We start from the raw sequence: 23,991 nt of genomic DNA on the forward strand, positions 1-23,991 counted from the left end.
GTCTTGCCGTGGTCAACGTGCCCAATCGTGCCAATGTTGACGTGCGGCTTATTACGCTCAAACTTTTCCTTTGCCATGATGGCCTCCTTTATCGGTAATGAAGGGAGCCCGCTAATCGAGCTCCCTCAAATCTTCGCTTATGCGTATTTCGCCTGGATCTCGTCCGAGATGTTCTGCGGAACCGGATCGTAGTGGTCGAACTGCATGGTGAACTGGGCGCGGCCCGACGACATCGAACGCAGAGTGTTGATGTAACCGAACATGTTGGCCAGCGGCACAAACGCGTCAATCGCGATGGCGTTGCCACGGTTTTCCTGCCCAGAAACCTGTCCCCGACGCGATGTCAGGTCACCAATGATACCGCCGGTATATTCTTCCGGAGTGATCACTTCGACCTTCATGATCGGCTCAAGCAGTTTCGCACCCGCTTTGCGCATGCCTTCACGCATACCCATACGCGCCGCGATCTCAAAGGCGAGAACCGAAGAGTCCACGTCGTGGTATTTACCTTCGATCAGGGCAACCTTGAAGTCGATCACGGGGAAGCCAGCCAGCGGGCCGCTATCCATGACGGATCTGATGCCTTTTTCAACGCCCGGGATGTATTCCTTGGGCACCGAACCACCAACAACACGAGATTCGAACGAATAACCTTCGCCCGGCTCTGTCGGTGTGATGATCATCTTCACCTCAGCGAACTGACCCGAACCACCCGACTGTTTCTTGTGGGTGTAAACGATCTCGGCTTCGTGACCGATGGTTTCGCGATAGGCCACCTGCGGCGCACCAATATTCGCTTCAACCTTGAATTCACGCTTGAGACGGTCAATCAGGATGTCCAGGTGAAGTTCGCCCATGCCCTTCATGATGGTCTGACCCGATTCCAGATCAGTTTCCACACGGAAGGACGGGTCTTCGGCGGCCAAACGGCCCAGACCCTGGCTCATTTTTTCCTGGTCAGCCTTGGTTTTCGGCTCAACCGCGATCTCGATCACCGGATCGGGGAAGGTCATGGTTTCCAGAACCACCGGATCGCCGGTCGAACACAGAGTGTCGCCCGTGGTGGTGTCTTTCAGACCTGCCAGCGCAATGATGTCGCCCGCGAACGCTTCGGTGATTTCCTCACGTTCGTTCGAGTGCATCATCATCATCCGGCCGATACGCTCTTTCTTACCCTTGGTCGAGTTCAGAAGCGTGTCGCCCTTGGACAGAGTGCCCGAGTAGATGCGGGTAAAGGTCAGCGAGCCAACAAAGGGGTCGTTCATGATTTTGAACGCCAGACCCGAGAACGCCATATCATCATCCGCACGGCGGGCGATGTTACGGGTTTCTTCTTCGTCACCGGGTTTGAAGCCCATGTAATCGACAACGTCCAGCGGGCTGGGCAGATAGTCGATCACAGCGTTCAGCAGTGGCTGAACACCTTTGTTTTTGAACGCCGAACCACCCAGAACCGGAACAAACGCGATTTCCAGAGTACCTTTGCGCAACAGGGCGCGCAGGGTCGGAACGTCGGGCTCATTGCCTTCCAGGTATTCCATCATCGCGTCGTCGTCCATTTCGACGGCCGCTTCGACCATTTTACCGCGCCATTCGTCAGCCATGTCCTTCAGGCTGTCGCGGATCGGTGCTTTGACCCAGCTTGCGCCCAGGTCTTCGCCCTGCCACAGCCATTCTTCCATGGTGACCAGGTCGATCAGGCCTTCCAACTCGGTCTCTGCGCCGATCGGAATACCAACCGGAACAGCGCGTGCGCCGGTACGGTCTTCGATCATTGCAACGCAGTTGAAGAAGTCCGCGCCGATCTTGTCCATCTTGTTGACGAACACCATCCGTGGAACCTTATAGCGGTCAGCCTGACGCCACACGGTTTCGGTCTGAGGTTCAACACCGGCGTTTGCGTCAAGAACGCAGACGGCACCGTCGAGAACCGCCAGCGAACGCTCAACTTCAATGGTGAAGTCAACGTGGCCGGGGGTGTCGATGATGTTCAGGCGGTGCTTGGGCGAGTCAGCAGTTTCACCGTCTTCAGTGCGTTCCCAGAAAGTGGTGGTCGCAGCCGAAGTGATAGTGATTCCGCGTTCCTGCTCCTGCTCCATCCAGTCCATGGTGGCTGCACCGTCGTGCACCTCACCGATGTTGTGGGATTTGCCGGTGTAGTACAGGATGCGTTCCGAGCAGGTCGTCTTACCCGCATCAATATGCGCCATGATACCGAAGTTACGGTAATGGTTGAGTGTATATTCGCGTGCCATTTCAATAAGCCTCTGGAATTACCAACGGTAGTGGCTGAAGGCTTTGTTCGCCTCGGCCATCTTGTGGGTGTCTTCACGCTTCTTAACGGCGGTACCGCGGGACTGTACGGCGTCCAGCAGTTCGCCGGCGAGGCGTTCTTCCATGGTGTTTTCGTTACGGCCACGCGCAGCAGTGATCAGCCAGCGGATGGCCAGTGCTTCGCGGCGCTCAGGGCGCACTTCGACCGGAACCTGATAAGTTGCACCACCAACCCGGCGCGAGCGAACCTCGACCGACGGTTTGATGTTGTCGAGTGCTTCGTGGAACACTTCGACAGGTGCGCGCTTGATCTTGCCTTCAACGCGGTCAAATGCGTTGTAGACGATGCGCTCTGCAACCGACTTTTTACCGTCGATCATCAGGTTGTTCATGAATTTGGTCAGTACCTTGTCGCCAAATTTGGCGTCAGGCAGGACTTCGCGTTTTTCGGCGGCGTGACGACGTGACATATCAGCCTCTCCTTCTTATTTGGGACGCTTCGCGCCGTACTTCGAACGACGTTGCTTACGGTCTTTGACGCCTTGGGTATCCAGAACACCGCGCAGGATGTGGTACCGGACACCGGGAAGGTCTTTTACACGACCGCCACGGATCAGAACAACCGAGTGTTCCTGCAGGTTGTGGCTTTCACCGGGGATGTACGAGATGACCTCGAACCCGTTTGTCAGGCGCACCTTGGCAACCTTACGCATCGCCGAGTTCGGCTTTTTCGGTGTGGTTGTGTAAACACGTGTGCAGACGCCGCGTTTCTGCGGGCACTGCTCCAGGTGCATGGACTTCGAGCGTTTTACTTTCGGCTGCCGCGGCTTGCGGATCAGCTGTTGGATCGTTGGCATTCCGGTTATATCCCCGTTTTGCAACACACATGACATGCACGCGTGATGCGTGCGGTTAAATTCGCTGCGTTCGTGCGTCCACAAGCGCAAAACCCGCGAGCGTTCCCATTCCGAGGTGAACGTCGCGGTTTGTTATCAGAGGGCGCGAACGATAAAAGAGTTCGGGCCTTGACCAGTTCATTACTGAAATCGGATTTGGGGCGGCCCCCGGTACCGAGATGTGGCGCGTAATAGGGGGAGTCGGCGCCAGTGTCAACAGCACAGCTGATCTGATCCGCATCGGGCTGGTTCGCGCTGAAACTCAAGCACATCCATCCGCACCGCCCGTTGCAGGAACACGTCCCTGCAGGCATAGTCAACCCATTGATCTGGACCACGGATGAATCATGCAAATACTTGGCCTGTGTCGTTTTTCCTATCCTGCCCATGGCGGTTTTCAGGTCGAGCATGAAACGATCGAGGACCGACGCGCCTATCTGTATCAGCCTGACCGGCTGGAAGAGCGGTTCCGCCTGTTTGAAACCACCTCTCTGCCCTGCATAAAGGAACAAACCGACGAGGATTTTCAGTTTCTCATCGTGATCGGGACATGCCTGCCAAACGCGGCACGCGAACGTCTTCACGATTTAACGGCCGACATGCCGCAGGTGCAGATCATCGCGCGCGAACCGAAGCGGCATCGCAGGCTGATGAAAGAGGTTCTGAATTCCGCGCGCATTGACCCGGCCGCCCCCTGCATCCAATTCCGCCATGACGACGACGATGCGGTTTCGGTCGATTTCGTTGAGCGCTTGCGCATCGCCGCAGATGAGGGTCAGGGCTTAATGCGGAACCACAGAACCGTTGCGATTGACTACAATCAGGGGTTCCTGGCCCGTTTCGATGCGGGCGGTATTCGGGCCGCACAGGTGTATCAACCTTTGTTGGGGGTGGGCTTTGCGATGTACTCCGCCGGTGGGTGTGAGCTGACGATCATGAATTTCGGCCACCATCGGATCGGGAACTTCATGCCCGTTATCAGCTATCCGGATGCGCCAATGTGGGTCCGTACTTTGAACCAGTTCAACGATTCCCCGCACGCGCGCAACAGCAAGGCCGAGCTGTCCCCCCTAACGCCCGAGCAAGAAGGCGAGTTCATCGCACGGTTTGCCATCGATCAGGACGCCGTTCGCCGCATTCATTCGGCGGGCTGACGGGTTCGTTCGCGAAACAGCGTGAACATCCCGGCCCCAACCACCAGCGCCGCGCCCGCCATCGTAATCCTGTCGGGCCAGTCCCCAAATACGGCCCAGCCCAAACCCAACGCCCAGATCAGACTGGAATAACGAAACGGCGCGATAAAGCCGATCTCACCAGCGCGCATGACAATGACGCTGAACAAATATCCTGTCAGAACAAAGACCGCAGCAAACGCTACCATCGAACCGGCGGCTGCCGGAACCGGAACCCAGCCCGAGACAGAGGTGACAAGAACCGCCGTCAATGTAATCGTCGCGGTTGTTGCCAGCGTTACTGCAAGTGATGGCACATGCACCGACATGCGTCGCGTAATCAAATCCCGGGCAGTTACCGAAGCAACTGCGATCAAAGCATATATCGCGTAGATGCTGAAACCATCCGTGCCCGGGCGAACGATCAGCAACATACCGGCGAACCCGAAAACGATGGCAAGAATCCGACGCCAACCGATATACTCTTGAAAAAACAACGCGGCTCCAAGTGTTACGGTTAATGGCAAGGCCAGCAGAATGGCAGTCACGTTTGCCAACGGCATATGAAGCAGCGCGACCAAAAAGAAAATTGTCGCCAACAATTCGGCGAGACAACGTGCCGCGACCAACCACTTGTCATGCCGCGGAAAGTTCAGATGCAACGCCCCATAGTACCGTGCCAGAAGATACACCAGAATGGTCGCCAAAACCCCGCGGATGGCAACCATCTGAAACAGCGGTATCTGGGCTCCGGCGGCCTTGATCAAAGTGTCATTGATGGTGAAGGCAGCCATGCTGCCCATCATCAGCAAAGCACCCCTGAAATTCGGCGTCACTCTTTTTGAACTCCGCATTTGGCCACGAAGTGCATTTGGCGGCGTTCAAGAAAGAGATGTCAATATGGCTCCGCCCGCCAATGCTCTACTAGCATGACATTTCCAATGGCGCTTCATGCAGCGCCCCACCCGAGCCTGAAATGAAAAGGCCCCGCGAAATCGCGGGGCCTGATCTTTGGAATGTAGGATCGCTTATTCGCGGCTTTCCGGTGTTTCCACCAGAACATCCAGCTCATCCCCGACCATATCGTCATCCATCATCGGCGCAGCCAGAGCAGCGGCGGCTTCGGCCTCTTCCCGGCGGGCTTCGATGACAACGTTGTCACGCGACTGCGCGACGCGCTGTACGCTTTGCGTTGCGCCACCGGTACCGGCAGGGATTAGACGACCGACGATGACGTTCTCTTTCAGGCCAACCAGCTTGTCTTTCTTGCCCTGAACCGAAGCCTCGGTCAGAACCCGTGTGGTTTCCTGGAACGACGCCGCCGAGATGAACGAACGCGTCTGCAGCGAGGCTTTGGTAATCCCCAAGAGGATCGGCTCGCCCTGAGCCGGACGTCCACCGCGGGCGAGGGTCTTCTCGTTGGCCGCGTCGAACTCCTGCTTGTCGACATGTTCGCCTTTCAGCAGGGTGGTGTCACCTGAATCCAGGATCTCCCACTTCTGCAGCATCTGGCGCACGATCACTTCGATGTGCTTGTCGTTGATCTTCACGCCCTGCAGACGATAAACATCCTGCACTTCGTCGATCATGTAATCCGCCAGCGCTTCGACACCCATGATGGACAGGATGTCATGCGGGGCCGGGTTACCGTCCATCAGGTATTCACCCTTCTGGATGAAGTCGCCTTCTGCAACCGGGATGTGCTTACCCTTGGGCACCATATACTCGATGGTCTCCATGGACTCGTCAGCCGGTTCGATGCTGATGCGACGCTTGTTCTTGTAGTCGCGACCAAAGCGCACGTAACCATCGGCTTCTGCGATGATCGCGTGATCTTTCGGGCGACGGGCTTCGAACAGTTCGGCAACACGCGGCAGACCACCGGTGATGTCCTTGGTCTTGGCACCTTCACGCGGGATACGCGCGACAACTTCACCAGCTTCGATCTGCTGACCGTCTTCGATCGACAGGATCGCGTCCACCGACATCGGATAGTGAACCGGGTTGCCCGCATCGTTACGGACTGGTTCGCCATCTTCGCCAACCAGAATGATCTCAGGCTTGAGGTCGCTGCCTTTGGGGGCCGCGCGCCAGTCGATCACGATCTTCTGGGTCATACCGGTTGCATCGTCGGTCACGTCGCGGACAGCAATGCCCGAAACCAGATCAACATATTTCGCGGTACCGGACTTTTCGGCGATGATCGGCAGGGTGTAAGGATCCCATTCGAACAGCTTGTCGCCACGGTTCACCTTGGTGCCATCCTTGACGAACAGCTTCGAGCCATAACCCAACTTGTGGTTGGCACGCTCTTCGCCATGTTCGTCTTTGATCACCATCTTCATGTTCCGGCCCATGACCAGGCTTTCGCCCGCGGAATTGACCAGGATCTGCGGGTTCTCGAACGAAACGACACCGTCGTGGCTGGCTTCCTGGAACGACTGCTGACCACCTTGCGCAACACCACCGATGTGGAAGGTCCGCATTGTCAGCTGCGTACCGGGTTCACCGATGGACTGGGCGGCGATAATGCCGACAGCCTCACCCGTGTTGACCATAGTACCGCGTGCAAGGTCACGACCGTAGCAGGTTGCACAGACGCCTTCCTCGGACTCACAGGTCAGAGGCGAACGGATGCGCATAGACGCAACAGCGGCCTCATCAATGATGTCGGCCATACGTTCGTCGATCAACTGACCCGCTGCGACCAGAACCTCATCGGTGCCGGGACGCAGAACGTCATCGGCAGAGACACGGCCCAGCACACGTTCGGCTAGCGAAGCAACAACTTCACCGTCGTTTACCGCGGCTTCCGCAGTGATCGCGCGCTCGGTTCCACAATCGAGCTCACGCACGATGCAGTCCTGTGCCACGTCCACCAGACGACGGGTCAGGTAACCCGAGTTCGCCGTTTTCAGAGCGGTATCCGACAGACCCTTACGGGCGCCGTGAGTCGAGTTGAAGTATTCAAGAACGGTCAGACCTTCCTTGAAGTTCGAGATGATCGGCGTCTCGATGATGTCACCGTTTGGTTTGGCCATCAGGCCGCGCATACCGCCCAGCTGTTTCATCTGAGTCACCGAGCCACGCGCGCCCGAGTGGGCCATCATGTAGACCGAGTTCGGTTCCTTTTCAGACCCGTCCTCTGCCCGATCCGAAGAAGAGATCGTGCTCATCATCGCTTCGGTTACACGATCGTTACACTTCGACCAAGCATCAACAACTTTGTTGTACTTTTCACCCTGAGTGATCAGGCCGTCCATGTACTGCTGTTCAAAATCCTTCACCTGACTACGGGTTTCATCCACGATGCCCCATTTGTCATCCGGGATCACCATGTCGTCCTTACCGAACGAGATACCGGCGCGGAACGCTTCCTTGAAGCCCATCGACATGATCTGGTCACAGAAGATGACCGACTCTTTCTGACCGCAGTAACGGTAGACGGTGTCGATCACTTGCTGCACTTCTTTCTTCCGCAGCAAACGGTTGACCAGTTCGAACGGCGCCTTGTTGTTCATCGGCAGCAGAGCACCCAGGCGCACTCGGCCCGGAGTGGTTTCAAACCGCTGTTGAACTTCATTGCCTTCACTGTCGATCTGAGTAATCCGCGCAGTGATCTTAGTGTGCAGATGCACTTCACCGGCGTCCAGCGCGTGCTGAACTTCGTCGATCGAGCCAAAGACCTTGCCTTCGCCTGGCATACCTTCGCGTTCCAGCGTCACATAGTACAGACCCAGGATCATATCCTGCGACGGAACGATGATCGGCGCGCCGTTTGCTGGCGACAGAACGTTGTTTGTCGACATCATCAGAACGCGGGCTTCCAGCTGGGCCTCAAGGCTCAGCGGCACGTGAACGGCCATCTGGTCCCCGTCGAAGTCGGCGTTAAAGGCCGAACAGACCAACGGGTGCAGCTGGATGGCTTTACCTTCGATCAGAACCGGTTCAAACGCCTGAATGCCAAGACGGTGCAGTGTTGGCGCACGGTTCAGCATGACAGGGTGTTCGCGGATCACCTCGTCGAGGATATCCCACACTTCGGGACGCTCTTTCTCGACCAGTTTCTTCGCCTGTTTCACGGTCGAAGACAGACCCTTGGCTTCAAGGCGCGAATAGATGAACGGCTTGAACAGTTCCAGCGCCATCTTTTTGGGCAGACCACACTGGTGCAGCTTGAGTTCCGGACCGGTCACGATGACCGAACGGCCCGAGAAGTCGACGCGCTTACCAAGAAGGTTTTGACGGAAGCGACCCTGCTTACCCTTCAGCATGTCCGAAAGCGATTTCAGTGGACGCTTATTGGCACCAGTGATCACGCGACCACGACGGCCATTGTCGAACAGAGCATCGACGGATTCCTGCAGCATCCGCTTTTCGTTGCGGACGATGATATCAGGTGCGCGCAGTTCGATCAGACGCTTCAGACGGTTGTTCCGGTTGATGACGCGGCGATACAGATCGTTCAGATCCGAGGTCGCGAAACGGCCACCATCCAGCGGAACCAGCGGACGCAGTTCCGGCGGAATCACCGGGATCACGGTCATCACCATCCACTCAGGCCGGTTGCCCGACTCAAGGAAGGATTCAACAACCTTCAGACGCTTGATGATCTTCTTGGGCTTCAGTTCACCAGTTGCTTCGGCCAGATCAGCACGCAGCTGTTCGGCTTCGGCTTCCAGATCGATCTGGGCCAGCATCTCACGGATAGCTTCGGCACCGATGTTCGCGGTGAACGCGTCCATGCCATAGGCATCCTGCGCGTCCATGAACTCTTCTTCGGTCAGCATCTGACCATAGGAGAGGTCGGTCAGACCGGGCTCGATGACGACATAGTTTTCAAAGTACAGAACGCGTTCCAGATCGCGCAGCGTCATGTCCAGCATCAGACCGATGCGGGACGGCAGCGATTTCAGGAACCAAATGTGTGCGACGGGCGCGGCCAGCTCGATATGACCCATACGCTCGCGGCGGACTTTCTGCAGGGTGACTTCCACACCGCATTTCTCGCAGACAACGCCGCGATATTTCATCCGCTTATATTTACCGCACAGACATTCGTAATCTTTGATCGGGCCAAAGATACGCGCGCAGAACAGACCGTCACGTTCGGGTTTGAACGTCCGGTAGTTGATGGTCTCGGGTTTCTTGATCTCGCCATAAGACCAAGAGAGGATCCGTTCCGGGCTGGCCAATGAGACCTTGATCTCGTCAAAGACCTTAGGCGGCGTCAGCGGGTTGAACGGGTTATTGGTAATTTCCTGGTTCATTTTGCGTCCTTACAAATTGGGATGGGATGAGTTTGGGGCGTTGCCGCCCCTACTCTTCCTCCGCATCCAGGAGTTCCATATTCAGGCCGAGGCCACGGACTTCTTTCACCAGAACGTTAAACGATTCCGGTACGCCCGCTTCAAAGTTATCCTCGCCCTTGACGATCGACTCGTACACTTTGGTCCGGCCGGCGACGTCATCCGATTTCACGGTGAGCATTTCCTGCAGGGTGTAGGCGGCGCCATAAGCTTCCAGAGCCCAGACTTCCATCTCACCAAAGCGCTGACCACCGAACTGCGCCTTACCACCCAGCGGCTGCTGGGTAACCAGGCTGTACGGCCCGGTTGAACGCGCGTGGATTTTGTCATCCACAAGGTGGTGCAGTTTCAGCAGGTACTTGATACCCACGGTCACCGGACGTGCAAACTGCTCACCCGTACGACCGTCGAACAGAACCGACTGACCGCTTTGCGAGAAGCCCGCGCGCACCAGAGCGTCATTGACGTCTGCCTCTTTGGCGCCATCAAAGACCGGAGTCGCGATCGGAACACCACGGGTCACGTTGCCCGCAGCCTCGATCAGGTGACCCTCGTCCATGCCAGTGATGCCTTCTTCATAGACATCGTCGCCATAGGCCAGCTTCATTGCTTCGCGAACCGGGGTAAGGTCGCCAGAGCGGCGATATTCACCCAGCGCGTCGTCGATGTTCAGACCCAGACCGCGCGCGGCCCAACCCATGTGGGTTTCAAGGATCTGACCAACGTTCATACGCGAAGGAACACCTAGCGGGTTCAGACAGAAGTCAACCGGTGTACCATCGGCCAGGAACGGCATGTCTTCCATCGGAACAACCTTGGAAATTACACCTTTGTTCCCGTGACGACCGGCCATCTTATCGCCCGGCTGCAGCTTGCGCTTCACGGCGATGAAGACTTTGACCATCTTCATCACACCCGGCGGCAGGTCGTCGCCGCGACGAACCTTCTCGACCTTGTCTTCGAAACGGGCGTCCAGAGCACGCTTTTGCACTTCGTACTGCTCATTCAGAGCCTCAACGATCTGTGCGTCCTGCTCATCTTCCAGCGCCAGCTGCCACCACTGACCACGGGTCAGGGTTTCCAACAGGTCCTCGGTGATCACCGACCCTGGCTTGACGCCTTTCGGGCCTTTGACCGCGGTTTTACCCATGATCAGGCCTTGCAGGCGCGCATAGATGTTGCGGTCCAGGATCGCCAGCTCATCGTCCCGGTCACGGGCCAGACGTTCGACTTCTTCCCGCTCGATCTGCAGCGCACGCTCGTCTTTCTCGACGCCGTGACGGTTGAAGACGCGGACCTCAACGACCGTACCGTAATCGCCCGGCTTCACGCGCAGCGAAGTGTCGCGCACGTCAGATGCTTTTTCGCCAAAGATGGCGCGCAGCAGCTTTTCTTCCGGGGTCATCGGGCTTTCGCCCTTCGGAGTGATCTTGCCGACCAGAATATCGCCCGGTTCAACATCCGCGCCGATGTAAACGATGCCCGCCTCGTCGAGGTTGCGCAGCGCTTCTTCACCGACGTTCGGAATGTCGCGGGTGATCTCTTCCGGACCCAGCTTGGTGTCACGGGCGGCGACTTCAAATTCCTCGATATGGACCGAGGTAAAGACGTCGTCACGCGCAATACGTTCCGAGATCAGAATCGAGTCTTCGTAGTTGTAACCGTTCCACGGCATGAACGCGACGACCACGTTCTTACCCAGGGCCAGTTCACCCATATCAGTCGACGGACCATCGGCAATGACCTCGCCCTTCTGGACGGTGTCACCCACCTTGATCAGCGGACGCTGGTTGATGCAGGTGTTCTGGTTCGACCGCTGGAATTTGCGCAGACGATAGATGTCAACGCCAGCGTCGCCCAGTTCCAGATCCTCAGTCGCGCGGATAACGATACGCTGGGCATCGACCTGGTCGATGATACCGGCGCGTTTCGCCTGAATTGCAGCGCCTGAGTCAATCGCAACCTTTTCCTCGATCCCGGTGCCAATCAGCGGCGCCTCGGCCCGCAGCAGTGGAACCGCCTGACGTTGCATGTTCGAGCCCATCAGAGCGCGGTTGGCGTCGTCATTTTCAAGGAACGGGATCAGCGATGCAGCAACCGATACCAGCTGTTTTGGGCTGACGTCGATCAGGTCCACATTCTCGCGCGGGGCCAGAGTGTAGTCACCTGACTGGCGGGTCGAAACCAGATCGTTGATGAACTTGCCATCCGTATCCAGTGTCGCGTTCGCCTGTGCCACTGTGTGACGCATTTCCTCGGTCGCGGACATGTAGTGAACCTCATCAGTCACCTCAGCGTCTTTGACGACGCGGTACGGTGTTTCGATGAAGCCATACTTGTTCACACGGGCAAAGGTGGCCAGCGAGTTGATCAGACCGATGTTCGGGCCTTCCGGCGTTTCAATCGGGCACATCCGGCCATAGTGTGTCGGATGAACGTCGCGCACCTCAAAGCCCGCACGCTCGCGTGTCAGACCACCGGGGCCAAGCGCCGAGAGACGGCGTTTGTGGGTGACTTCCGACAGCGGGTTGGTCTGGTCCATGAACTGCGACAGCTGCGACGAACCGAAGAATTCGCGGACAGCAGCAGCAGCCGGTTTCGCATTGATCAGGTCCTGCGGCATGACTGTGTCGATCTCGACCGACGACATACGCTCTTTGATCGCGCGCTCCATGCGCAGCAGGCCAACGCGGTACTGGTTTTCCATCAGTTCGCCGACTGAACGCACACGACGGTTGCCGAGGTGGTCGATATCGTCGATGTCCCCTTTGCCGTCACGCAGTTCAACCAGAGCCTTGATGCAGGCCACGATGTCTTCGCGGCGCAGGGTGCGCAGCGTATCGGGCGCATCCAGAGCCAGACGCATGTTCATCTTTACACGGCCAACGGCGGACAGGTCATAGCGCTCGCTGTCAAAGAACAGCGTTTCGAACAGCGCCGAGGCCGCTTCGACGGTGGGCGGCTCACCCGGGCGCATGACGCGATAGATGTCCATCAGCGCTGTGTCGCGGCCCATGTTCTTGTCTGCCGCCATGGTGTTACGCATGTAGGGGCCGACATTGATGTTGTCGATATCCAGAACCGGAATATCGGTGACGCCCGCGTCGATCAGCTCTTTCGCGGTGCCTCCGATCAGCTCTCCGTCTTTGTCGTATTCCAGCGTCAGCTCATCACCAGCTTCGACATAGATCGCGCCGGTTTCTTCGTTGATGATGTCCTTGGCGACAAACTTCCCGACGATGTGATCGAACGGAACCAACAGCTCGGTGACGTTGCCTTCATCGATCAGCTTCTTGACCGCGCGCGGGGTGACTTTCTTGCCCGCTTCGGCAATCACTTCACCGGATTTGGCGTCGATCAGGTCATAGGTCGGACGCGTACCGCGTGCACGCTCGGGGAAGAACGGTGCAATCCAGCCCTTCTTCTTGTCCAGCTTGTACGACACCGTGTTGTAATAGGCGTCCATGATCGCTTCTTGATCCAGACCCAGCGCATACAGCAGGGTTGTCACAGGCAGTTTGCGGCGACGGTCGATACGGGCGAACACGATGTCCTTGGCGTCGAACTCAAAGTCCAGCCAGCTGCCGCGATACGGGATGATGCGGCAGGCAAACAACAGCTTGCCCGAGGAATGGGTCTTGCCCTTGTCGTGGTCAAAGAACACACCGGGCGAACGGTGCATTTGGGACACGATCACACGCTCGGTACCGTTCACAATGAACGTCCCGTTTGGTGTCATCAGGGGCATATCCCCCATGAACACGTCCTGTTCCTTGATGTCTTTGACCGACTTGGCGCCAGTGTCCTCGTCGACATCAAACACGATCAGACGCAGAGTGACTTTCAGCGGCGCGCTGTAGGTCATGTCGCGCTGCATGCACTCTTCGACGTCGTATTTGGGTTTTTCCAAATCGTATTTCACGAACTCCAGAACGGAGGTTTCGTTGAAATCCTTGATCGGGAAAACCGACTGGAACACGCCTTTGATGCCTTCGCCGTCTGTCGGCACATCTGCATCGCCGGAGCGCAGGAATAGATCATAAGAAGATTTTTGCACCTCAATGAGGTTCGGCATCTCCAGCACTTCGCGGATTTTGCCGTAATATTTCCGAAGACGTTTCTGGCCAAGGAACGATTGAGCCATGTCAGATGTCACCTTTCGATGTTCTCAGCGGACAAAGACACCGTCGGGCCCCGGTGCCTTGCACATTAGAGACAACACGTCCGGATCAATTCGTGGCCACCGTCCCGAATGGCGGCCTCCCGATCCATGAACCGCGTCTTAGAAAACACCCCAATCCATGAGGTCCTTTCTAAGACAGGTTCGGCTGGACCCGGATTTCTCCGGGACCAGCCAAATTTCCGGCGCATCTGCGATGCACCAAAAGACTGACTTAGGCCAGTTCGACCTCGGCGCCAGCTGCTTCCAGCTTGCCTTTGATGTCTTCGGCTTCGTCTTTCGACACAGCTTCTTTGATCTTGCCGCCAGCTTCGACCAGCTCTTTGGCTTCTTTCAGGCCCAGACCTGTGATGCCGCGAACTTCTTTGATCACGTTGATTTTCGAAGCGCCGGCATTCTTCAGAACGACGTCGAATTCGGTTTTTTCTTCCTCAGCTGCGCCACCGGCGTCGCCACCGGCTGCCATGACAACCGCGCCGCCAGCTGCGGGCTCGATGCCATATTCGTCTTTGAGGATGGTTTTCAGTTCTTGTGCTTCCAGCAGGGTCAGACCCACGATGCTTTCTGCGAGTGCTTTCAGATCAGCCATTTTATCAGCTCTTTCCGTTTACAGTGTGTGTTCCAACGTCAGGGTGACTACCCTACGCAGATCATTCAGTGCCAACCGCTTACGCAGCTTCCGCCTTCTCTTCGATGGTGGAAAGGATGCTTGCGATGTTGCTTGCAGGTGCGCCAATTGCGCCAGCGATGTTCGAAGCAGGTGCGCCCAGCATGCCCGCGATAGTAGCAATAAGCTCCTCGCGCGAAGGCATTTTGGACACGGCTTCAACGCCGGCACGATCCAGAGCGTTCTCACCCATTGCACCGCCAAGAATTTCGAACTTTTGGTTCTCTTTGGCGTAGTCCTGGGCCACTTTGGCTGCTGCCACAGGGTCCTCAGAATAGGTCAGAACGGTCATCCCCGTCAGCAGGTCGGCAATGCTTTCACATGGCTTTCCGTCGAGGGCGATTTTGGCGAGCCTGTTCTTGGCAACACGCACGGCACCACCCGCGTCACGAGCACGTGCGCGAAGGTCCTGCATCTCGGCAACTGTCAGACCGGCGTAGTGTGCAACCACTACGACGCCAGAGCTTTCGAAGATTTGGCCGAGCTCGTCGACCACTTTCTCTTTCTGGGCTCTATCCACAGTTTTCTCCAAGTTAGGGATGATATCTCACCCCGGCTCATATTTGCCGCAGCTTACGCTCCGGCGTTCAGGTCCGTTGTTACGGGATTAGCCAAAATTCGCCCGAGGATCGAAGCCCTCAGAATTCTTTGGTCTTACCCGTCTCAGGCAGGGAATTAAGGGGCCAGATGACACCACCCACCGTCTTGGACGAAACAAAATAAAGCGCACGACGAATCGCACGCTTTACTTCGCAGCTCTCTTTATGGCAGTTACGCCGGGTTTCCAAGGGGTAAATTGGGCAGAAACCGGAAATGATCGAGCAGCGCAGCTGGCACCGGAACAGTGTCCTAGATTGACATGTTCCATGCGCTGAGGTCCAGTCTGGTTAAGCCCCTTTCTTCTTAGGTATCCATCCCTGAATGCTGACCCTCACCACAGACGAATACGAACGCGCGCGCGGCTTTGTTCAGGAGTTCCTGGATCAAACGCCCGAGGATGGACCGGCGGGTTTCGAATGCGTCTATCGTTCTCATGATTTTGCGGGCTCGCGTATAGTGCTCAGGGTCCGGGGTGCGCGCCGGGACTATGCCCTAAAGGTCGATACGGAATCGCCCGGGACAGGACGTTTGCGCGATGAGTTTGACATGCTCGGAAAGCTGACCGCCCATTTTGGGCGATACGAATCTGCGGGGGTTGTCGACCCGGTTTACATATCACCGGGTGAGGCGTTTTTTGTGACGCAGTTTATTGACCGCCCCACCGCTGCGGATCTGATCCATAACAGCCCGGATGACGACCAGATCGGCCGCATCTATCGCCGTGCCGGATCGTGGCTGAACGACCTGCACAGCTTTCAGCCCGGCAAACCCTATAGTTTCCGCCCCAGCTGGATGATCGACAGGCTTCAGGCTTTGCTAGGCCTTGTCCCGGATACAGTGCAGCCTTGGGGGCAGAAGATGGTCCAGCATCTGACCCATGAGGCCTCACAGCTAAAGGGCATCCCTGACCTGCTGATCCATGCGCACGGAGATTTTCACAGCCAAAACCTGATCGTCGGGCAAGGTGAGATGATCGGTCTGGATTTTACCGAAGCACGCGAAAAGCTGGCAGTTTACGATATCGTCGACTTTCTGAAATCCGATATCTTTCGCGATGGCACTGATGATCAGGTTGATCAAAGCGGCATCCTGAAAAAAAACAAAGACATGTTCTTTCGCAAATATCGCCATCCAATTCAGATGGACGTTCTGGAAATGTGCATGCGCGCACGTCTGGTGATGGATTGGCTGGACTTATGGCGATTGGACAGATCCTGCAGCGAATACGAGAGCTTTCGCAGAGACCGCCTGAACCTGCGCCTGCAAGCCGTGTATGAGTGAGGGCTGAAAAAGAAAGACCCGAACAGCCTTCACCGTTCGGGTCTAATCATTTTAGCTGTAAGCTAGGGGCTTACTCGCCCGCAGCAGCAGCCACATCCAGAGTCACGCCTGGGCCCATGGTCGAGCTCAGCGCGATTTTCTTCATGTAAGTGCCTTTGGCGCCTGTTGGCTTGGCTTTGGCAACAGCGGTCACAAATGCACGAACGTTTTCTGCCAGTTTGGCTTCGTCGAAGGACGCTTTGCCAACACCAGCGTGCACAACGCCGCCTTTTTCAGCTTTGAACTGAACTTCGCCGCCTTTGGCTGCTTCTACGGCCGCTTTCACGTCCATGGTCACAGTGCCAACCTTGGGGTTCGGCATCAGGTTGCGGGGGCCCAGAACTTTTCCAAGACGACCAACGATGGGCATCATGTCCGGGGTTGCTATGCAACGATCGAATTCAATGGTGCCGCCCTGAATGGTTTCCATCAGGTCTTCTGCACCAATGATATCCGCGCCTGCTTCTTTCGCTTCGTCAGCCTTGGGGCCACGAGCGAATACAGCAACGCGCATTGTTTTACCGGTGCCATTCGGCAGGCCAACAACGCCACGAACCATCTGGTCCGCGTGACGGGTGTCAACGCCCAGGTTCAGAGCGATTTCGATGGTCTCATCGAATTTCGAAGTTGCGTTGGCTTTGACCAGGGCAACTGCTTCTTCGACCGACAGGTTTTCCTTGCCAGCGACAGCTTCGCGCGCAGCGCGGGTACGTTTACCGAGTTTTGCCATCTTACTTCACCTCGATGCCCATAGAGCGGGCCGAGCCCAGGATGATCTGCATTGCGCCTTCGACGTCGTTGGCGTTGAGATCTTTCATTTTTGCTTCGGCGATTTCACGAACCTGCTTCGAGGTCACGGATGCCACAGTCTCACGACCTGGGTTTTCCGCGCCACGGGGGCGGTTACGCTTGCCAACCGGCTTCAGGCCAGCTGCTTTTTTCAGGTAATAAGACGCAGGCGGCGTCTTGATGTCCATGGTGAAGGACTTGTCCTGATAATAGGTGATCACGGTCGGGCAAGGCGCGCCTTGCTCCATGTCTGCGGTCTTGGCGTTGAACGCCTTGCAGAATTCCATGATGTTGATGCCGCGCTGACCCAGCGCCGGACCAACTGGCGGCGACGGGTTCGCCTGACCTGCAGGAACCTGCAGTTTCATTGTACCAGCAAGCTTCTTGGCCATTTGGTTTTCCTTTCAACTAAGGTGAAACGCGTTTCACCCAGATTATGTTGCGTGGTTCGATCCGGGATCGCGATCCCGGTAATCTCCCACGAGAGAATCTCGCCCAAAGACGATAGAGGCGGCATGTACAGGGGAACGGAAGTATTGGCAAGGGTTTGAATCACGGCCTGAAGCAGCCACATCGAACCCAAACTGACCCTCGCTCCAAAGCTAAGCAACAGCAAAACAGCATCTGTCATCGCCCAATGATATTGCACAGGCTACATGCACAACCTTGCGGGCTATCAGAGCAACTTAGCAGCCGCCATAGTTCTTGTTTCCACTCGCCGTGATTGTGTAGGTTCCGCCTCTTGGACCCGTGTAGCATCGTGAGGTCACGCGCCTAATGCTGGCAACCGGTCGGCGGTACGAAGATACTTTCCTGATCTGAGCACCCCACTCACACGCGAGACCATCGCCATCAAGATCCAAATTATGTGGATCAGATAGAGGTCCACCAGACGCTAAGAAGAACCTTTGCGCTGCTGCGCCATTCGGAAAGTCATCACAATCATAGTCACCCCCTGCTGCCTCGGATGAAAACGGTCGCTCGTAGATTTGGTCCCAGCTGTAGACAGGCTGTACTGACCATAATTGCTATAACCACATTGGTTTACTTTTCGAGCAGCCAGCTCTGCTTCGATCATCAGTTTCCCCCGCAATGTCGTACTTGGGAGCCGATATGCGGAACACAGCTCTGCGGACGATGCGCGCGCTACTTTCGAGGACAACACTTCGGGTGACAAAACATCAGCGGTACACGCAGCCAAAATCAAGAAAACAAAATAGATGAACGCACGCATGAAAAACGCCTTGTGGTCACTTTTCGGAAAAAACATTCGGTCAAATCAATAGGGCAGTTATGTACCAACCCAGATCATCAATGTAAACGTTCAGCCAGCCAAGATGCCGCACTGGCTAGGGCAATGCGGCCCCTCAAAATCCACCGAATAAATTATGCCTCCTGCCTCTGGTCATCCACGCCCTCGACCATCCCGTCAAAATCCACGAATGGACCAGAATAGGCCGTGACCTTCTCGCCGATTTCGAACGAGATCATCAGTTTGGGCGCTTCGCCACCTCGCCGAGTGATGTAGAAAACCTGGTGCAACTCTGCCTTGCTTGCCAGTTGTCGCGCAAAGGCTAATCAGGACTGTGTGATTGCCAATATCCCAAGCGCGATCAGGCAGGCCCAGCCGATGCGGTGAAGAAAGCGCGGCTCTTTCAGGACGAGCGCGGCAAGGACTACGGATACCGGAATCGAGGCCTGCCGGACTGCGCTGACAGGAGCGGCCTCGGCGCCTAACTGGAAAGCTCTCAGGATAAAAAGATAAGATAGATAGGATGCAATCCCTGCGAATACGATCCGCCACGGGGCGTGTGTCCAGCCTCGTACCACGCCCAGAAATGGGGTCGACATATGGCGATCTTCCCAGGCCCGGATGCCGGCAAGGGTCAATGTCACCAGGATATAACAGTAGAACAGGAAAGGCGCGGGGGTTGTTTTTTGCATAGCGCTCGCATCGCTCAGCGAATAGGCGGCCGAGCCCAACATCGCCATGACAGCCAGCGCAAAAGCCTTGTGATCATGCAGCAACCCGCCCGGCGATTTCTGGATCATCAGGCTGCCCATCAGGACCAGCGAAATCCCCACAAGGATGAGCCACGAATACTGTTGATCCAGCGCAAGCCAGCTAAAGGCAACGATGGCAATCGGCGAGGACCGGATGATCGGATAATACACCGAAAGGTTGCCCCGGCGCAGGGCCGAAAGCGTGCCATAGTAATAAAAACTCAACCCTAGGGAAGAAACCAGCACCAGAGGCCAGACCTCGCGGCTGAGGGTCAGGGGCTGGCCAACCAGTCGAGCGTGAAGCGCCGCAAGAATGACCCAGGTCAGCGCTACACCGACATAACAGGACACCGGATGCGCCGTGTCTTTCAACAACAGATCCCGCAGCGGATGTGTCGCCGCCGAAATCAGAACAAGAACAATCAGGCCAAGTTCCATATCTCAGGTCTGATGAAGCGGATTGCGCTGCAGAAAGGTGTTATAGTGCACAGTCATCTGGTCGTCCGCGATCTGCACAACACCATAGGCTGGCGGTTCATCACAGAATTCCCCGTCAACACTGTCGGCAGTCAGAGGGATTTGGTGATTGAGGCTGGGCAGGCTGGTGAACGGGATGCCACGCCAGTTCACATAGGTCATACGATGGACATGCCCATAGAAGACGTGGCGAATGTTACGCCCGTGACCGAGTGTTTCAAAAAACACTTCGGCTTCGACCAGGCGGATGTCGTCCACATAGGGAATGCCGATGTCAAAAGGCGGGTGGTGCATGAACAAATAGCAGGGCTTATCCCCCGCCGAGATCAGCTGTTCTTTCAGCCAATTCAAGCGCAAGGTGCACAGCTGGCCTTCATGCATATCCGCACCGTCTTTTGTCGTATCCAGAAAGATAAACTTTCCCGCGTCGGTCTCGATGCTTTGCTGAACAAAGCCATTTGAATCCACAGGGTCATCCGTAAAGACCGTTCTGAAAACCTTACGATCATCATGGTTGCCGATCATCAGGTGACAAGGAAGCGGGAAACCGTCCAGATGTGACTTGAGCACCTGATAGGCTTCAGCCCTTCCAAACTCGGCCAGGTCGCCGGATATCACGCAAAACGCTGCATCCGAATGCCATTTGGCGATATCCTCAAGGCAACGGGCAAATTGGGTCGAAGGAACGCCACCATTCAGGTGCCCGTCTTGGTCAACAAGGTGGATATCTGTGATATGTATGAATTTCATCTACCTGCCCACTTGCCTTACATGGTTGTCCAAATATGCCAGGCGGCCGGGTCCCATCCCGATTGGTTACGACAAAGATTATCCCGATTTCGACAGATCAGTTCCGCCCTGATTTGCCCGGGTCTGATAACGGGCTGAAGGCTCCAAAACAAGAAACGCCGCAGTGCCCAGGGCAACGCGGCGTTGTCAAATTTCGCTAATTGGAAATTAGCTTTGCTTGGTGACCTGAGTGAAGTCCAGCTCGACCGGGGTTTCCCGACCAAAGATCGAGACCGAAACCTTCAGCTTCTGGTTATCGTCATCCACACCTTCGACCATGCCGTCGAAATCTTCGAACGGACCGTCATTCACCTTGACCTTCTCGCCAATTTCGAACGAGATCATCAGCTTGGGCGCTTCTTCGCCCTCCTGGACACGGTTGAGGATCTGGTTCACCTCGGCATCGCGCATCGGCATCGGGCGGCCTTGCGGACCCAGAAAACCAGTGACCCGGTTGATCGAGTTGACCAGGTGATACCCTTGATCCGACATTTCCATATGTACCAGCACGTAACCCGGCATAAAGCGACGTTCGGTTGTGACTTTCTTGCCCCGGCGCACTTCGATCACCTCTTCGGTGGGCACCAGAACTTCGTCAATGTCATCCTCAAGGCCCTGCTCGGCCACCGACGTGCGGATCTGCTCTGCGATCTTCTTTTCGAAATTCGAAAGAACGCTGACCGAGTACCACCGTTTCGCCATGAACCTGTCGTCCTTGTTTGCCTTCGGCTGCATTCCATGTACCGGAAAAGCCGTTATTGAAAATCTGTCGCGTCACCCGGAATAAAAAGCGGCGCACAGCCCGAATCGCCGCACGCCCATTCCGAATAGTACCGCGTCACCTACTCTGACATCGCAAGCTGTGCAAGGGGGCAGCGACGTTTCCGACCTGCCCGGCCCGGTTTAACCGAACATGCCCAGAATCAGCTGCAGGCCACCACGAATACCAAGATCGACCAGCGCAAAGAACACAGCCGTCAGTGCTGCCATGATGAACACCATGACCGTGGTCAGCAACACCTCGCGGCGGGTTGGCCAGACGACCTTTGAAACCTCGGCACGGACCTGCTGAATAAACTGGATCGGATTCATAGTTGCCATTTGGCTTTGTTCTCTCTGCTAGCGGATGGGCCGGACATAACCGGGCATTGAGGCAATTTCAAGGGGGCCGTCAGGGCTTGGGCTTATCGTCCCATTCGTCGCTTAGAATGCGGCGCGCATCGCCTTCAGGGTCGTCATACTGGTTCGACCGAACGGTATAGATGAACGCAAACAGGCCAACCCCTCCCAAAAGCAGGGAAATCGGTATGAGATAGGCCAGAACTTCCATTCAGATCACCTTAGCCGCAGCGCGTTCAGAGAAACGGTAATGGACGAGGTCGACATTGCCAATGCCGCGATCAGCGGCGTGGCTAGGCCCGCAACCGCCAGTGGCACTGCAATGATATTATAGATGGTTGCAATACGGAAGTTCTCGCGAATCCGTTTCGTTGCCTTAACCGCGGTATCGCAGGCACCCGCAATCGGCGACAGGTCGTTACCCAACAGCACGATATCGGATGCCACGCGCGCAGCATCTAGCGCCGAGGCCGGTGAAATCGACACATGCGCCGCGGCCAGCGCCGCCGTGTCGTTCAGCCCGTCACCAACCATCAGGACGTGGCAGCCTTGATCCCGCAGGCTTTGCACATGGGTTGCCTTGTCCTGCGGCAGGGCCTGCGCAATCCATGTCTCAATCCCCAGCTTACCGGCCAGCGCCTCAACCGCGCCTTGCGTATCGCCCGAGATCAAAATGACCTTTTTCCCCTCATCGCGAAACGCCTGAACCGCCTCAGCCGCACCGGCGCGCAATGTGTCCGAGAACAAGAACACTGAAGGCGCCCGCCCTGCTAACGACAGCCAGGCCGCAGTTTGTTCAGCCTCTTGCCCACCGGTCCATTCGGCGCGTCCCAGACGCACGGGATGGTCCTGAAAGATGCCTTCGGTGCCGTACCCCGGAACTTCAGAGATCCCCTCTACATTTGCAGGCGTGACCCCCGCTTGACGGGCAGCCTGCGCCAGCGCAACAGAGAGCGGGTGCGACGAGGCCTCGGCCAGTGCCAGTGCAATTTCCAGATCGCCGGGCGCATGATCCGCAAGATTGGTCAGCTCCGGCGTTCCCGAGGTCAGTGTTCCCGTCTTGTCGAACACAACCGTATCCACCTCGGCGAGGCGTTCCAGCGCTGTGGCGTGTTTGATCAGCATCCCCTTGCGGAACAACCGGCCCGAGGCCGCCGTCGTCACCGCCGGTACGGCCAGACCCAGCGCACAGGGGCAGGTGATGATCAGCACCGCTGCTGCGATATTCAGCGCGGTGCGGATATCGCCGGAATAGATATACCAGCCCAGAAAGCTCAGCGCCGACAGGATATGCACGCCCGGTGCATAAAGCTTGGCTGCCTTATCCGCCAGCGAAGTATAACGCGACCGCCCAGATTCCGCGATGGCCACAAGATCGGCCATGCGGTGCAGCGAGGTATCCTCACCCACGGCTGTCGCCCGTACGGTCAATGGACCCGTTAAATTTACCTCGCCAGCACTGACCGTCAGACCGGTTTCCGCAAATACCGGCAAGGTTTCACCCGTCAGCAGCGATCGGTCGAGCTCGGATTGCCCGGAAACGATTTCGCCATCCACCGGCATTCGGCCTCCGGGACGTACCAGGATCAGATCACCCACGCTCAGCGTTGCGACGGGCACCTCAACTTCTTGACCATCGGCCAGCCTGATCGCGCGCGGAACTTCCAACGCGGTCAACTCCTCGGCTGCGGATCGGGCGGCGGCGCGGGTACGGTAATCCAGATAGCGACCGGCCAGCAGAAAGAACGTCAGGGTCAGGGCGGCGTCAAAATAGGCGTGCTCACCACTCAGCGCGGTTTCCCACAGCGATGTGGCCAATGCCAACAGGATTGCCAACACGATCGGCACATCCATATTCAGGCGACCGACGCGCAAGGCGCTCCAGGCATTGGCAAAGAAGGGCTGCGCCGAAAACGCGATCGCAGGCAAAGCAATCGCTGCCGAAATCCAGTGGAACATGTCGCGCGTTGCATCGGTTGCCCCTGACCAGACAGAGACAGACAGCAACATTACATTCATCGAGGCAAAACCAGCCACCGCCAACCGCATCAACAGGTCGCGACCAGCTTTGTCGGACTGCGTGGCAGACAGGGATCCAGGGTCCAGCTCGTGCGCCTCAAAGCCTACGCGTTCAAGCACCGGGATCAGATCGGCGGCCCGCAGATCGGGCGCGGCTTTGACCATCGCGCGTTTCAAGGTCAGGTTCACGCGCGCGTCCTCGACCCCGGGCTGGGCATTCAATTCACGCTCGACCGTGGCAATACAGGCCGAGCAGTGAATTCCCGGCAATGACAGCGCGATCTGCACATCCTGCGGGATCGGCCTTGCGGGCTCTGCCGGGGCGGCGATACAGCCGGGGCAAGCTGCGGTGCCAGAGGACATCTGCGCAGACATC

General features: G+C 56.8%; 21 protein-coding genes and 1 pseudogene. 2 read left to right on the plus strand and 20 right to left on the minus strand.

From position 1 onward, the window contains the following. Nucleotides 1-137: 137 nt before the first annotated feature. From fusA to rpsL, 3 genes are read right to left on the minus strand one after another with little or no spacing between them, the layout of a single operon-like run. On the minus strand, nucleotides 138-2,255 hold the full coding sequence (gene fusA / locus AC2FJ5_RS12175) for an elongation factor G (protein WP_496692464.1): 2,118 nt from the start codon (nucleotides 2,253-2,255) through the stop codon (nucleotides 138-140). An 18-nt stretch (nucleotides 2,256-2,273) separates the two neighbouring features. Then, on the minus strand, nucleotides 2,274-2,744 hold the full coding sequence (rpsG, locus tag AC2FJ5_RS12180) for a 30S ribosomal protein S7 (RefSeq protein ID WP_008756926.1): 471 nt from the start codon (nucleotides 2,742-2,744) through the stop codon (nucleotides 2,274-2,276). A 15-nt stretch (nucleotides 2,745-2,759) separates the two neighbouring features. Beyond that, nucleotides 2,760-3,131, minus strand: a complete 372-nt coding sequence (rpsL, locus tag AC2FJ5_RS12185; protein ID WP_005621086.1) for a 30S ribosomal protein S12 — start codon at nucleotides 3,129-3,131, stop codon at nucleotides 2,760-2,762. Nucleotides 3,132-3,517: 386 nt separating this feature from the next. Here rpsL and AC2FJ5_RS12190 point away from each other — a divergent pair, with 386 nt between their 5' ends. Next, the gene (locus AC2FJ5_RS12190) at nucleotides 3,518-4,324 is read left to right on the plus strand and encodes a putative rhamnosyl transferase (protein ID WP_496793508.1); all 807 of its coding nucleotides are present in this window, start codon (nucleotides 3,518-3,520) and stop codon (nucleotides 4,322-4,324) included. On the opposite strand, the gene AC2FJ5_RS12195 is transcribed toward AC2FJ5_RS12190, so the two are convergent. From AC2FJ5_RS12195 to rplJ, 5 genes are all read right to left on the minus strand, one after another. Next, nucleotides 4,309-5,196 carry a DMT family transporter gene (locus AC2FJ5_RS12195; RefSeq protein WP_496793509.1) on the minus strand — a complete coding sequence of 296 codons (888 nt, stop codon included), beginning with the start codon at nucleotides 5,194-5,196 and terminating at the stop codon, nucleotides 4,309-4,311. The genes AC2FJ5_RS12190 and AC2FJ5_RS12195 overlap by 16 nt on opposite strands. Before the next feature lie 174 nt (nucleotides 5,197-5,370). Next, nucleotides 5,371-9,612 (minus strand): DNA-directed RNA polymerase subunit beta', encoded by a 4,242-nt coding sequence (gene rpoC / locus AC2FJ5_RS12200; RefSeq protein WP_271949832.1) that lies wholly within the window; start codon nucleotides 9,610-9,612, stop codon nucleotides 5,371-5,373. 49 nt (nucleotides 9,613-9,661) lie between these two features. Further along, nucleotides 9,662-13,795, minus strand: coding sequence for a DNA-directed RNA polymerase subunit beta (gene rpoB / locus AC2FJ5_RS12205; protein ID WP_271949830.1), 4,134 nt, complete (start codon nucleotides 13,793-13,795; stop codon nucleotides 9,662-9,664). A gap of 250 nt (nucleotides 13,796-14,045) precedes the next feature. Beyond that, nucleotides 14,046-14,420: a 50S ribosomal protein L7/L12 gene (rplL, locus tag AC2FJ5_RS12210; RefSeq protein WP_142636911.1), complete on the minus strand. Its 375-nt coding sequence runs from the start codon at nucleotides 14,418-14,420 to the stop codon at nucleotides 14,046-14,048. A gap of 79 nt (nucleotides 14,421-14,499) precedes the next feature. Beyond that, entirely contained in the window at nucleotides 14,500-15,018 is a 519-nt protein-coding gene (gene rplJ / locus AC2FJ5_RS12215) for a 50S ribosomal protein L10 (RefSeq protein WP_142636913.1), read from the minus strand. Nucleotides 15,019-15,419: 401 nt separating this feature from the next. Here rplJ and AC2FJ5_RS12220 point away from each other — a divergent pair, with 401 nt between their 5' ends. Continuing rightward, nucleotides 15,420-16,379: a phosphotransferase gene (locus AC2FJ5_RS12220; RefSeq protein WP_496793511.1), complete on the plus strand. Its 960-nt coding sequence runs from the start codon at nucleotides 15,420-15,422 to the stop codon at nucleotides 16,377-16,379. A 70-nt stretch (nucleotides 16,380-16,449) separates the two neighbouring features. On the opposite strand, the gene rplA is transcribed toward AC2FJ5_RS12220, so the two are convergent. The 12 genes and pseudogenes from rplA to AC2FJ5_RS12280 form a co-directional block, all read right to left on the minus strand. Beyond that, nucleotides 16,450-17,148, minus strand: coding sequence for a 50S ribosomal protein L1 (gene rplA, locus AC2FJ5_RS12225; RefSeq protein WP_142636917.1), 699 nt, complete (start codon nucleotides 17,146-17,148; stop codon nucleotides 16,450-16,452). 1 nt (nucleotide 17,149) lies between these two features. After that, entirely contained in the window at nucleotides 17,150-17,599 is a 450-nt protein-coding gene (gene rplK, locus AC2FJ5_RS12230; protein WP_085823307.1) for a 50S ribosomal protein L11, read from the minus strand. Then, complete coding sequence (locus AC2FJ5_RS12235; protein WP_496702620.1) at nucleotides 17,572-17,838, minus strand: hypothetical protein; 267 nt, start codon at nucleotides 17,836-17,838, stop codon at nucleotides 17,572-17,574. Before AC2FJ5_RS12235 ends, rplK begins: the two co-directional genes overlap by 28 nt. A gap of 55 nt (nucleotides 17,839-17,893) precedes the next feature. Beyond that, a complete protein-coding gene (locus AC2FJ5_RS12240) occupies nucleotides 17,894-18,196 on the minus strand; it encodes an excalibur calcium-binding domain-containing protein (protein WP_496793614.1) in 303 nt (100 codons plus the stop codon). Next, nucleotides 18,103-18,441 carry a hypothetical protein gene (locus AC2FJ5_RS12245; protein ID WP_496793512.1) on the minus strand — a complete coding sequence of 113 codons (339 nt, stop codon included), beginning with the start codon at nucleotides 18,439-18,441 and terminating at the stop codon, nucleotides 18,103-18,105. The genes AC2FJ5_RS12240 and AC2FJ5_RS12245 overlap by 94 nt, the downstream gene beginning before the upstream one ends. Before the next feature lie 158 nt (nucleotides 18,442-18,599). Next, a pseudogene (locus AC2FJ5_RS12250) lies at nucleotides 18,600-18,719 on the minus strand (transcription termination/antitermination protein NusG); the annotation flags it as partial. A gap of 66 nt (nucleotides 18,720-18,785) precedes the next feature. After that, the gene (locus AC2FJ5_RS12255; protein WP_496793513.1) at nucleotides 18,786-19,649 is read right to left on the minus strand and encodes an EamA family transporter; all 864 of its coding nucleotides are present in this window, start codon (nucleotides 19,647-19,649) and stop codon (nucleotides 18,786-18,788) included. Between the two features lie 3 nt (nucleotides 19,650-19,652). Continuing rightward, nucleotides 19,653-20,438: a phosphodiesterase gene (locus AC2FJ5_RS12260; protein WP_496793514.1), complete on the minus strand. Its 786-nt coding sequence runs from the start codon at nucleotides 20,436-20,438 to the stop codon at nucleotides 19,653-19,655. Between the two features lie 207 nt (nucleotides 20,439-20,645). Next, the gene (gene nusG, locus AC2FJ5_RS12265) at nucleotides 20,646-21,179 is read right to left on the minus strand and encodes a transcription termination/antitermination protein NusG (RefSeq protein WP_142637254.1); all 534 of its coding nucleotides are present in this window, start codon (nucleotides 21,177-21,179) and stop codon (nucleotides 20,646-20,648) included. Between the two features lie 201 nt (nucleotides 21,180-21,380). Further along, entirely contained in the window at nucleotides 21,381-21,578 is a 198-nt protein-coding gene (gene secE / locus AC2FJ5_RS12270) for a preprotein translocase subunit SecE (RefSeq protein ID WP_142636925.1), read from the minus strand. 70 nt (nucleotides 21,579-21,648) lie between these two features. Then, complete coding sequence (gene ccoS / locus AC2FJ5_RS12275; RefSeq protein ID WP_142636927.1) at nucleotides 21,649-21,807, minus strand: cbb3-type cytochrome oxidase assembly protein CcoS; 159 nt, start codon at nucleotides 21,805-21,807, stop codon at nucleotides 21,649-21,651. Between the two features lie 5 nt (nucleotides 21,808-21,812). After that, nucleotides 21,813-23,990, minus strand: coding sequence for a heavy metal translocating P-type ATPase (locus AC2FJ5_RS12280; RefSeq protein WP_496793515.1), 2,178 nt, complete (start codon nucleotides 23,988-23,990; stop codon nucleotides 21,813-21,815). Nucleotide 23,991 lies beyond the last annotated feature (1 nt).

The sequence above is a fragment of the Ruegeria sp. CDSA221 genome (genome assembly GCF_059611825.1).

Coding starts and splice junctions, on each gene's coding strand:
- AC2FJ5_RS12235 (WP_496702620.1), bottom strand. CDS start 17,838: ATGACAGATGCTGTTTTGCTGTTGCTTAGCTTTGGAGCGAGGGTCAGT.
- nusG (WP_142637254.1), bottom strand. CDS start 21,179: ATGGCGAAACGGTGGTACTCGGTCAGCGTTCTTTCGAATTTCGAAAAG.
- rplK (WP_085823307.1), bottom strand. CDS start 17,599: ATGGCCAAGAAGCTTGCTGGTACAATGAAACTGCAGGTTCCTGCAGGT.
- AC2FJ5_RS12255 (WP_496793513.1), bottom strand. CDS start 19,649: ATGGAACTTGGCCTGATTGTTCTTGTTCTGATTTCGGCGGCGACACAT.
- AC2FJ5_RS12220 (WP_496793511.1), top strand. CDS start 15,420: ATGCTGACCCTCACCACAGACGAATACGAACGCGCGCGCGGCTTTGTT.
- rpoC (WP_271949832.1), bottom strand. CDS start 9,612: ATGAACCAGGAAATTACCAATAACCCGTTCAACCCGCTGACGCCGCCT.
- secE (WP_142636925.1), bottom strand. CDS start 21,578: ATGGCAACTATGAATCCGATCCAGTTTATTCAGCAGGTCCGTGCCGAG.
- ccoS (WP_142636927.1), bottom strand. CDS start 21,807: ATGGAAGTTCTGGCCTATCTCATACCGATTTCCCTGCTTTTGGGAGGG.
- rpsL (WP_005621086.1), bottom strand. CDS start 3,131: ATGCCAACGATCCAACAGCTGATCCGCAAGCCGCGGCAGCCGAAAGTA.
- rpsG (WP_008756926.1), bottom strand. CDS start 2,744: ATGTCACGTCGTCACGCCGCCGAAAAACGCGAAGTCCTGCCTGACGCC.
- rplA (WP_142636917.1), bottom strand. CDS start 17,148: ATGGCAAAACTCGGTAAACGTACCCGCGCTGCGCGCGAAGCTGTCGCT.
- rpoB (WP_271949830.1), bottom strand. CDS start 13,795: ATGGCTCAATCGTTCCTTGGCCAGAAACGTCTTCGGAAATATTACGGC.
- rplL (WP_142636911.1), bottom strand. CDS start 14,420: ATGGCTGATCTGAAAGCACTCGCAGAAAGCATCGTGGGTCTGACCCTG.
- AC2FJ5_RS12195 (WP_496793509.1), bottom strand. CDS start 5,196: ATGCGGAGTTCAAAAAGAGTGACGCCGAATTTCAGGGGTGCTTTGCTG.
- AC2FJ5_RS12260 (WP_496793514.1), bottom strand. CDS start 20,438: ATGAAATTCATACATATCACAGATATCCACCTTGTTGACCAAGACGGG.
- AC2FJ5_RS12245 (WP_496793512.1), bottom strand. CDS start 18,441: ATGCGTGCGTTCATCTATTTTGTTTTCTTGATTTTGGCTGCGTGTACC.
- AC2FJ5_RS12280 (WP_496793515.1), bottom strand. CDS start 23,990: ATGTCTGCGCAGATGTCCTCTGGCACCGCAGCTTGCCCCGGCTGTATC.
- fusA (WP_496692464.1), bottom strand. CDS start 2,255: ATGGCACGCGAATATACACTCAACCATTACCGTAACTTCGGTATCATG.
- AC2FJ5_RS12190 (WP_496793508.1), top strand. CDS start 3,518: ATGCAAATACTTGGCCTGTGTCGTTTTTCCTATCCTGCCCATGGCGGT.